The following is a 10026-nucleotide window of genomic DNA, read 5'->3' as shown; positions in this document are numbered from 1 at the left end:
GTCGCCGCCTGCGCGGCGGCGACGGAGCGGACTCCCGACCGGCACAGGAAGACGACGGGCCGGCCGGGCGCGACGCCGGCGTCGGCGAGCTGCTTGAGGAACTGCGGGTTCGGGCGGCCCGACGGGTAGGAGACCCACTCGACCAGCGCGGCGCGGCCGTCGATCGGGGCGGAGTCGGGGATGCCGACGTAGCGCCACTCGGCGTCCGTGCGGACGTCGACGAGCACGGCGGTCTCGTCGGACGTGAGCAGGTCCCAGGCCTGCTGGGGGGTCAGGTCACCGGCGTAGCTCATCGAGGCCCTCGTCTCATCGGTCCTGGCGGTAGCACCCTCGACCGGGCACCGGGGTGCCCGCGGGTTGCTGCGGCGTCGTCGAGCCAGATCTCTCGGCCGCTCTGGATGGTGCCGGTGATGCTACGCGGGGCGGTGCTGACCCTCCAAGTGGTGGACACGGTGTCCCGGCAGGCGAGACGAAGCGCGCGGTGCGTTGACAGCCGCCGGGGCCTGCCGCGACCCTCGTTGCAGGTCATGAGCGCCAGCGTCAAGCCCCGGCTCGCTGGCCGGCAACCCTCCTCCGCGGTGGGGTGCCCCGGGTGACGACCTGGCCGCGTCCCGTCCGGGGCTCGGCAAGCGCGGGGTTCCACCTGGCCGACCGGTGTCCCCCCGAACGTGTCGGAGGACCCACCGTGACTGTCACCGCCGAGCGCCTCACCTGTGCGACCGAGGTGAGCGCCCTGCTCCCCGTCGTCGGCGGCACCACCACCGTCCCGCTCGTGGACGGCACCCACCGCGTCTACGCCAACCTCGACTACGCCGCCAGCGCGCCCGCCCTGGAGGCCGTCGCGGCCCGTGTCACCGAGGTGCTGCCCCTGTACGCGTCCGTGCACCGTGGCGCGGGCTACCTGTCCCAGGTGTCCACCGCCCTGTACGAGTCCGCGCGCCAGACGATCGCGCGGTTCGTCGACGCGCGTCCCGACGACGTCGCAATCATCACCCGCAACACGACGGACTCCCTCAACTTGCTCGCCGGGGTGGTCCCTGCGGGCGGGCGGGTGCTGGTGCTGGACGTGGAGCACCACGCCAACCTGCTGCCCTGGGTGCAGAGCTCCGAGCGGCACGGGAACCGGACCACCATCCTGCCGATCGCCGGCACGGTGGCGGCAACGCTCGACGCCCTGCGCGACGAGCTGGCCCGGCAGCCGTACGCCCTGGTCACGATCACGGGTGCCTCCAACGTGACGGGAGAGGCGCTGCCCATCGACCAGGTCGTCACGCTCGCCCACGCCGAGGGTGCCCGGGTGGCGGTGGACGGCGCCCAGCTGGTGCCGCACCGCGGCTTCTCGCTGGCCGCCACCGGCGCCGACTACGTCGCGTTCTCCGGGCACAAGACCTACGCCCCGTTCGGCGCGGGGGCCCTCGTCGGCCGCCGCGACTGGCTCGACACGGGCACGCCGTACCTCGCAGGGGGAGGTGCGGTGCGCGACGTGCGGGCCGACCGGACGGTCTGGCAGCCGGCTCCGGCGCGGCACGAGGCCGGGTCGCCCAACGTGCTCGGGGCGATCGCGCTCGCGGAGGCGTGCGACCAGCTCGCCGCGCTGCCCGCCGGGGCGCTCGCCGCGCACGAGGAGGCGCTGCGGCAGCGGCTGGTGGACGGGCTGTCGGCCATCGACGGCGTCCGGATCGCGCGCATCTGGCCGGACTCTGCGGCCCCGGTCGGCGTCCTCACGTTCACCGTGCCGGACCACGACCCCGGCCTGGTCGCCGCGTACCTGGCCGCCGAGCACGGGATCGGCGTGCGCGACGGTCGCTTCTGCGCGCACCCGCTGCTGGCTCACCTGGGTGCGTCGAACGGCGCCATCCGCGCGTCGGTCGGCGTCGGCACCACCAGCGAGGCGGTCGACCGGCTGGTCACGGCCCTGACGGAGTACCTGGCCACCGGTCCCGCCGTCCGGTACGAGGTGGTCGACGGCTGCTGGGCCGTGGTCGACGACACCCGCCCGCTGCTCGCCGTGCACGGCCTCGACCACCTGGCGGCGACCGCCGCGGCGGCGTGCGGGCCGGCCCTGGACGACTGAGAACGTCACTTCCCCGCCAGAACGGCAGTTCAACGGCACGCTCTCGCGGGGAACTGCCGTTCTCGCGGCCCCGGGCTGCACCGGGGTGCATCCGGACGCGGGGGATCGGGCGAAGAGGACACAGGGCGCCCTCCGGGTACCCCGCGGTGCGGCGCTGGGCGTCGTCCGCGACCGTCGTCCGTAGGAGCCACCATGAGGATCCGCCGCACGCTGTCCACCCTGCTCGCCGCCGGCCTGGTCGCCGGAGCGGGGACCGCCCTCGCGCCCGCCGCGAGCGCCGCGCCCACGGGCACGTCGAGCCTGGCCGCCCTGCTCGCCTCCGACGGGGACACGTTCGACCGCAGCTGGTACGACTTCGACATCCTCGACCAGGCGGTCGGCGCGGTGCTCGCCGCCAAGCCCGCCAGTCCCGTCGCCGTCCTGGCCGACGGCACGGTCCCGCTCACCGCGTTCGTGCCCAACGACCGCGCGTTCCAGGTGCTGGCCAAGGACCTGACCCACCGCTGGTACGGCACCGAGGAGCAGGTGCTCACCGCGCTCGCGGGCGCGGTCGGCATCGACGCGATCGAGCAGGTGCTGCTCTACCACGTGGTCCCGGGCGCGACGATCGACTCCGGCACCGCCCTGGCCAGCGACAACGCCGTCCTCACCACCGCGCAGGGCGGCACGTTCACCGTCGACGTGCTCGCCAAGCGCTGGGGCCTCGTGCAGCTGCGCGACCAGGACCGCAACGACCTCAACCCGTTCCTGGTGCGCGGCAAGCTCGACCTGAACGCGGGCAACGTGCAGATCGCCCACGCGATCACGTTCGTGCTGCGTCCTGCCGACCTCTGAGAAGCCCCTGGCGGGCCGGGTCGACGAGGACCCGGCCCGTCAGGCCAGCGGGCTGACCGAGCCCGTCAGGTGCGGCTTGCCGGAGCGGGCGTCCCAGCCGGCGAACGCGAAGCCCTCGCCGTCCCGCGCGATCCGCACGGTCACGGTGCCGGGCAGCAGCACCGGCTTGACGAACTCGACCGACCAGTCGAACGCGTCCCCGCGGGCAGCACCCACGTCGGCCAGTGCGCGGGAGGCGGTGTACATGCCGTGCGCGATGGCCCGCGGGAACCCGAACGCCTTCGCGGACAGTGCGGTCAGGTGGATCGGGTTGCGGTCGCCCGAGACGGCGGCGTACCGGCGGCCGGTGTCGGCGCCGAGCCTCCACCGGCCGGTCGGCGTCGGCGGCACGAAGGGCTCCGAGGACTCGTCGACCGAGCCGGCGAGGAACACCCCGCGTGCCAGGTAGGTGGACACCCCGCGCCACGCGACCGAGCCGTCCGTCGACACCTCGGTGACCAGGTCCACCTGCGTGCCGGAGCGGTGCGCCCGCAGGTCGGCCGCGGTCGCGCGGACGTCGAGCACGTCGGCGAGGGTCAGCGGCCGCAGCTGCGTCACCCGGTTCGCCACGTGCACCAGGCCGACGAGGGCCAGCGGGAAGTCGGACCGCACCATGAGCGCGGTGGCCACGGGGAACGCCAGCACGTGCACGAACCCGGCGGGCAGCCGGTCGCTCGCTGGCTCGCCGAGCAGGTGCTGGTAGTCGGTCAGCAGGGACGCATCGGGACGCGTCCCGCGCACGACGTAGTCGACGTCGGGCAGCGTCGTCGGTCCGGGCCGAACGCGACGCGCGACCGACAGCCCGGCGCCCCGGGCGAACAGCCCGCCCAGCGCCGGGACCTGCGGCAGGACGACGGTCGTCGTCACTGGCCCACCATGTTCTGGCCGCAGACGCGCAGCACGCGCCCGACGATCCCGCCGGCCGCGGGGGAGGCCAGGAACGCCACGGTCTCGGCGACGTCCACGGGCTGCCCGCCCTGCTGCAGCGAGTTGAGCCGGCGGGCCACCTGCCGGGTGAGCGCCGGGATCCGCGCGGTCATCTCGGTCTCGATGAACCCCGGCGCGACCGCGTTGGCCGTCCCGCCGAAGGCCTCGAGCAGCGGCGCGGTGGCCCGCACCATGCCGATGACCCCGCCCTTGGAGGCCGCGTAGTTGGTCTGGCCGCGGTTGCCCGCGATGCCCGACGTCGACGCCAGCGACACGATCCGGGGCGCGTCGGTGAAGTCGCCGGAGGTCAGCAGCGCCTCGTTGATCCGCAGCTGCGAGGCGATGTTCACGGCCAGGACCGAGTCCCACTTGTCCGGCGTCATGTTGGCCAGCAGCTTGTCGCGCGTGATGCCGGCGTTGTGCACGACGATGTCGAGCCGCCCGTGCCGCTGCAGCGCGTGCTCGAGCAGGCGCGATCCGGCATCGGGCGCCGTCACGTCGAGCTGCAGCGCGGTGCCGCGCACCCGGTTGGCCACCGCCACCAGCTGCTCCCCGGCCGCGGGCACGTCGACCGCGACCACGGTGGCGCCGTCCCGGGCGAGGGTGTCCGCGATCGATGCGCCGATGCCGCGCGCGGCGCCGGTGACGACCGCGACGCGGCCGGCCAGCGGCTTCTCCCAGTCCTCGGGCAGCGCGCCTGCGGTGGAGTCGACAGCCAGCAGCTGGCCGTCGACGAACGCCGACCTGGTGGACAGGAAGAACCGCAGCGCACCGACGACCGACGGCGCGGTGACCGGCACGTCGCCCGCGAGCACGACACCGTTGCCGGTCGCCCCGCCGCGCAGCTCCTTGGCCAGCGACCGCAGCAGGCCGTCCACGCCCTGGCGTGCCGCGGCGACCGCGGGGGCGTCGTCGGCGACCGCGGCACGCGAGACGGTGACCACCCGACCGCCACGCGTCAGGGACTTGAGCACGCCGCCCACCTCGAGCACCGGCGCCGACAGCTGGTCGGGGTGGGTCAGCTCGGTGAGCGCGAGCACGACCGCGGAGTACCGCGTGCCGGGCGTCGCGTGTCGGTGCACGTCGAGGTCCCAGTCGGCGGACAGGAGGCCGGCGAGCTCGTCGGACTCGCGTCCGCGACCGAGCACCAGGACGGCCCCCTCCACCAGCGGCTGCCCGGGGGCGTAGCGCTTCAGCGGTGCCGGCTGGGGCAGGCCCAGCTGCTTGGCGAGCTTCTTGGTGAACCCGCTGTTGACCAGGTCCAGGTAGGTGTCGGTCATGGTCAGGCCGCCTCGAGGATCGCGGTGAGGCCCAGCCCGCCGGCTGCGCAGACGGACACGAGCGCCCGGACGGGCGCGTCGGAGCCGGAGGACGCCTTGCGGCGGTGCAGCTCCTTGCTGATCGTCGCGACGATCCGTCCGCCGGTCGCGGCGAACGGGTGCCCGGCGGCGAGCGAGGAGCCGTGCACGTTCAGCCTGGTGCGGTCCACGGTGCCGAACGCGCCGTCGAGGCCGAGGCGGGTGCGCCCGAACTCTTCGGACTCCCACGCGGCGAGGGTCGTCAGCACGGTGGCCGCGAAGGCCTCGTGGATCTCGATGTAGTCCAGGTCGTCCAGGGTCAGACCGTTGCGGGCGAGCAGCCGCGGCACCGCGAACGCGGGGGCCATGAGCAGGCCGTCGTCGCCGTGCACGAAGTCGACCGCGCCCGCCTCCGCGTCGACCAGCCACGCGAGCGGCACCAGGTCGTGCGCGTCGGCCCACTCCTGCGAACCGAGCAGCACCGTCGAGGCGCCGTCGGACAGCGGCGTCGAGTTGCCGGCGGTCATGGTCGCGGGGGTGTCGAGGCCGAGCCCGAACGCGGGCTTGAGCTTCGCCAGCTTCTCCAGCGAGGAGTCCGCGCGCAGGTTGGCGTCGCGCGTCAGGCCGCGGAAGGGGGTGACCAGGTCGTCGAGGAAACCGGAGTCGTAGGCCGCGGCCAGCTTCTGGTGGCTGGCCAGCGCCACCTCGTCCTGCGCGGCCTGCGTGATGCCCCACTGCGCGGTGGTCAGCGCCTGGTGCTCACCCATCGACAGGTGCGTCCGCGGCTCGCCCGTGCTCGGCGCCGAGGGCGCGAGGTCCTTGGGGCGGATGCTCGCCAGCGCGGCCAGCTTCTGCGGCACCGTGCGGGCGCGGGACAGGTCCAGCAGCGCGCGGCGCAGCCGGTTGCTCACCGCTATCGGCGCGTCCGACGTCGAGTCGACGCCGCCCGCGATCGCGGACTCGAGCTGGCCCAGCCGGATCTTGTTGCTCAGCGAGACGACGGTCTCCAGGCCGGTCGCGCAGGCCTGCTGGACGTCGTACGCGGGGGTCTCGGAGGAGAGCGCGGACCCGAGCACCGACTCGCGGGTGAGGTTGAAGTCCTTGCTGTGCTTGAGCACGGCGCCCGCGGCGACCTCACCGATGCGCTCGCCCTGCAGGCCGTAGCGGGCGACCAGCCCGTCGATCGCGGCGGTGAGCATGTCCTGGTTGCTGGCGCGGACGTACGGGCCGCCGGCGCGGGCGAAGGGGATCCGGTTGCCGCCGAGCACGTAGGCCTTGCGGACGCTGGGGGTGGGGGTGGGGCGGGCCATGAGGCGCGTTCCTCTCGCTTCGTCGCTGAGCGGGACCGAGCGCGGGGCGCTCGAGGATGCTGACGTGGTGTCCGAAACCCACAGTACCTGATACCTTCGGTCTCGTGAGCCCTGTCACACCGGGCCCGTCGAAGGCGACGGCCCTGACGCTGCTGAACTCCGAGCCCGGTCGCGCACGACCGGGCTCGCCCCCTGGCGCGCGGCGCCCTCCCGAGGACGCGTTCGCCGCCGACGGCCGCTCCACGCGCTGGGCGGACCACCGCGAGGCGCGCCGCGCGGAGCTCGTCCGCATCGCGCGCCGCACGGTCCACCACCGCGGCCCGGACGTGTCGATGGAGGAGATCGCCGCCGCGGCGGGCACCTCCAAGTCGATCGTGTACCGGTACTTCGCCGACAAGACCGGCCTGCAGATCGCCGTCGCGGAGGCCGTCGTGCTCCAGATCCAGGGCGCCCTCGAGGGGGTCCTGCGGATCGCGCCGACGCCGCGCGACGGCCTGCGCGCGATGGTCGCGGTGTACCTCGAGATGATCGAGTCGTCCCCGAACGTCTACGCGTTCGTGACGCGCAACGGCTCCGTGGAGTCCGGTGGGCCGCTCGGGCACTTCCTCGACTCGGTCACCGCTCTCGTCGCGGCGCCGTTCGCCCGGGGGCTCACCGAGGAGCACGAGGGCCGGCGGACGGCTCGCAGGCCCGAGGCCTCTGAGGAGGACGACACAGCACTCGCCGCCCGCGTCGCCCTGGCCGAGTCCTGGGCCGCCGGCGCCGTCGGCTTCGTGCGGGGCTCCGGCGAGTGGTGGCTGGCCCACCGTGACGAGCCCGCCAGCCCGGACCGCGAAGAGATCACCGCCCAGGTCGCCGCCTGGCTCTGGGCCGGACCCGTCGGGCTGCTCGCCCGTGACCGCAACCGCACGTCCCCAGAGGAGTCCCGATGACCACCACCACCTCCCGTCCCGTCGAGGCGACGGACGCCGGCGACCCGCGGCTCGACGCCGACGTCCGCAACATCGACATCGCCCACCTGAGCCGGGTGCTCCTGGGCCACTACCCCGAGCTCCGGCTGGCCGCGCGCACCCTCATGGCCGACGAGCGGTTCCACCGGATCGAGGGGCTGTCCCTGGCCGAGCACCGCGAGCGCGTCCTCGGCCAGCTCCGCCTGCTGGTGGCCGAGGGCGACGTGCACCGGTCGTTCCCGGCGAAGTTCGGCGGCGCCGAGGACCACGGCGGGTTCCTCGCCCGGTTCGAGGAGCTCACGCACGCCGACCCGTCGCTGCAGATCAAGTCCGGCGTGCAGTGGGGACTGTTCGCCTCGGCGATCTACCACCTGGGCACCGAGCGCAACCACGACGAGTTCCTGGCGGGCGCCCTCTCGCTCGACGTCCCGGGCGCCTTCGCGATGACGGAGACGGGCCACGGCTCCGACGTCGCCGCCATCGGCACCACGGCCACGTACGACCCGGCCACGCAGGACTTCGTCATCCACACCCCGTTCCGCGCCGCGTGGAAGGACTACCTGGGCAACGCCGCGCTGCACGGCACGGCGGCCACCGTGTTCGCCCGGCTGATCACCGCGGGCGTCGACCACGGGGTGCACGCGTTCTACGTGCCGCTGCGTGACCCGCAGACCATGGAGTTCCTGCCCGGCATCGGCGGTGAGGACGACGGGATCAAGGGCGGCCTGAACGGCATCGACAACGGCCGGCTGTGGTTCGACCACGTCCGCGTCCCGCGCACGAACCTGCTCAACCGCTACGGCGACGTGGCCGAGGACGGCACCTACTCCTCGCCCATCGCGAGCCCCGGCCGCCGGTTCTTCACCATGCTCGGCACCCTGGTGCAGGGCCGCGTCTCGCTCGACGGCGCCGCCGTCACGGGCGCCCGGCTGGCTCTGACCATCGCGATCACCTACGGCAACCAGCGCCGCCAGTTCAACGCCGCCTCGCCCACCGAGGAGGTCGTGATCCTGGACTACGCCGAGCACCAGCGCCGCCTGCTCCCGCTGCTCGCGGAGACCTACGCCGCCGGGTTCGCGCACGAGGACCTGCTCGCCGCGTTCGACGACGTGTTCTCCGGCCGCAACGACACCCCGGAGACGCGTGAGGACCTGGAGACCCTGGCCGCCGCGCTCAAGCCGGCGTCGACGTGGCACGCGCTCAACACCCTGCAGGTGGCGCGCGAGGCGTGCGGCGGTGCGGGCTTTCTCGCCGAGAACCGGCTGACCAGCCTGCGCGCCGACCTCGACGTGTACGCGACCTTCGAGGGCGACAACACGGTCCTGCTGCAGCTCGTCGGCAAGCGCCTGCTCACCGACTACGCGAAGGGCTTCAAGCACCTCGACGCGACGAAGGTCGCCCGCATGGTGGCAGAGCGAGCCGCGGACGCCGCCCGCTACCGCACGCCGCTGCACCGGGCCGTGCAGACGATCGCCGATGTCGGCGACCCCCGCCGCTCGGCCGGCCAGCTGCGTGAGACGGCCACCCAGCGCGAGCTGCTGGTGGACCGCGTCGAGACGATGGTCGCGGAGATCGCCCAGGCGTTGCGCCCCGCGCAGAAGGCCGACCCCGCCACGGCTGCGGCGATCTTCAACGCCCACCAGCACGAGCTGGTCGAGGCCGCCCGCGCGCACGCCGAGCTGGTCCAGTGGGAGTCGTTCACCGCCGCGCTCGAGCGCGTCACCGACCCGGGCACCCGGCAGATCCTCACGTGGGTGCGGGACCTGTTCGGGCTCACGGTCATCGAGCGGAACCTCACCTGGTACCTGCTCAACGGCCGCCTGTCCGCGGGCCGTGCGCGGACCGTGACGTCCTACATCGACCGGCTGCTGGCCCGGCTGCGCCCGCACGCCCAGTCCCTGGTCGACGCGTTCGGCTACGAGCAGGCGCACCTGCGGGCCCCGATCGCGTCGGGCGCGGAGCAGGCCCGGCAGGACGAGGCCCGCGCCTACTACCGGGCGCAGCGGGCGTCCGGCGACGCTCCCGTGCCGGAGAAGCACAAGCGCTGAGCCGTCGCGACGCGCACCGGGCCGAGGTCAGGCCCGGTGCGCGGGGATGCGTTCGGGCGTGGCCGCGGCGGTGGACCGGTGCGTGCGGACCAGCACGGCGAGCGCCGCCAGGGCCACCACCCAGCCGTAGAGCAGACCCCACAGCGCGCTGGTGGGGACGACGGCTGCCAGGACGGTCAGCACCGGCGCCGTGTGGCCGAGCGCGCTGATGCTGGGGCCGACCGACGACGCGAGCACCGCGCCGAGCCAGACGGCCAGGACGAACGCCACCCGCCCGCGCGTGAGGTCCGCGGACCGGCCTGCCAGCCACGTGACACCGCCCGCCACCGCCCCGACCACGACGGCGGCCGCCACGAACGCCAGCATCACCGCTGCGGTGGATCCCTGCAGGTAGTCGGTCGAGGTGTTGGGCAGCAGGATCGAGGCGAGCCGGGTGCCGGCCCCCCGGTCGGTGCCGAGGGCGTCCACCGCGGCGCGGTGCGCGAGGCCGACGAGCGCCCAGCACGGCGCGGCGACGAGCCCGGCGGTGAGCGCCGCGGCCCGCAC

General features: G+C 74.3%; 8 protein-coding genes, 1 pseudogene and 2 riboswitches. Of the genes and pseudogenes, 4 read left to right on the top strand and 5 right to left on the bottom strand.

Annotated elements, in window-relative coordinates:
• Nucleotides 1–293: rhodanese-like domain-containing protein (locus tag RYN42_RS17855; protein WP_315098204.1), on the bottom strand; the 293-nt coding region annotated here is incomplete at its 3' end.
• 10 nt (nucleotides 294–303) lie between these two features.
• Nucleotides 304–405, bottom strand: a riboswitch (SAM riboswitch).
• 118 nt (nucleotides 406–523) lie between these two features.
• Nucleotides 524–638, top strand: a riboswitch (SAM riboswitch).
• 47 nt (nucleotides 639–685) lie between these two features.
• On the opposite strand from RYN42_RS17855, the gene RYN42_RS17850 reads away from it, so the two are divergent.
• Together RYN42_RS17850 and RYN42_RS17845 are read left to right on the top strand one after the other, a co-directional pair.
• Nucleotides 686–2074 (top strand): aminotransferase class V-fold PLP-dependent enzyme, encoded by a 1389-nt coding sequence (locus RYN42_RS17850; protein ID WP_315098202.1) that lies wholly within the window; start codon nucleotides 686–688, stop codon nucleotides 2072–2074.
• A 192-nt stretch (nucleotides 2075–2266) separates the two neighbouring features.
• Complete coding sequence (locus RYN42_RS17845) at nucleotides 2267–2908, top strand: fasciclin domain-containing protein (protein ID WP_315098200.1); 642 nt, start codon at nucleotides 2267–2269, stop codon at nucleotides 2906–2908.
• Between the two features lie 39 nt (nucleotides 2909–2947).
• On the opposite strand, the gene RYN42_RS17840 is transcribed toward RYN42_RS17845, so the two are convergent.
• Genes RYN42_RS17840 through RYN42_RS17830 form a run of 3 tightly spaced genes read right to left on the bottom strand, consistent with a single transcriptional unit; the run spans nucleotide 2948 to nucleotide 6482 of the window.
• A complete protein-coding gene (locus tag RYN42_RS17840; RefSeq protein WP_315098198.1) occupies nucleotides 2948–3814 on the bottom strand; it encodes a MaoC/PaaZ C-terminal domain-containing protein in 867 nt (288 codons plus the stop codon).
• The gene (locus RYN42_RS17835; protein WP_315098197.1) at nucleotides 3811–5154 is read right to left on the bottom strand and encodes a 3-oxoacyl-ACP reductase; all 1344 of its coding nucleotides are present in this window, start codon (nucleotides 5152–5154) and stop codon (nucleotides 3811–3813) included. Before RYN42_RS17835 ends, RYN42_RS17840 begins: the two co-directional genes overlap by 4 nt.
• A gap of 2 nt (nucleotides 5155–5156) precedes the next feature.
• A complete protein-coding gene (locus tag RYN42_RS17830) occupies nucleotides 5157–6482 on the bottom strand; it encodes an acetyl-CoA C-acetyltransferase (protein WP_315098195.1) in 1326 nt (441 codons plus the stop codon).
• Nucleotides 6483–6586: 104 nt separating this feature from the next.
• On the opposite strand from RYN42_RS17830, the gene RYN42_RS17825 reads away from it, so the two are divergent.
• Nucleotides 6587–7414: a TetR/AcrR family transcriptional regulator gene (locus RYN42_RS17825; RefSeq protein WP_315098193.1), complete on the top strand. Its 828-nt coding sequence runs from the start codon at nucleotides 6587–6589 to the stop codon at nucleotides 7412–7414.
• Entirely contained in the window at nucleotides 7411–9480 is a 2070-nt protein-coding gene (locus RYN42_RS17820) for an acyl-CoA dehydrogenase (protein ID WP_315098192.1), read from the top strand. The genes RYN42_RS17825 and RYN42_RS17820 overlap by 4 nt, the downstream gene beginning before the upstream one ends.
• A 27-nt stretch (nucleotides 9481–9507) precedes the next feature.
• On the opposite strand, the pseudogene RYN42_RS17815 reads toward RYN42_RS17820, so the two are convergent.
• Nucleotides 9508–10026 (bottom strand): annotated as a pseudogene (locus RYN42_RS17815) (hypothetical protein); the annotation flags it as partial.

The organism is uncultured Cellulomonas sp. (genome assembly GCF_963527515.1).
Classification (GTDB): Bacteria; Actinomycetota; Actinomycetes; order Actinomycetales; family Cellulomonadaceae; genus Cellulomonas.
Note: the sequence above shows the minus strand (reverse complement) of the source record. Positions and strands in the feature narration are given on the sequence as shown.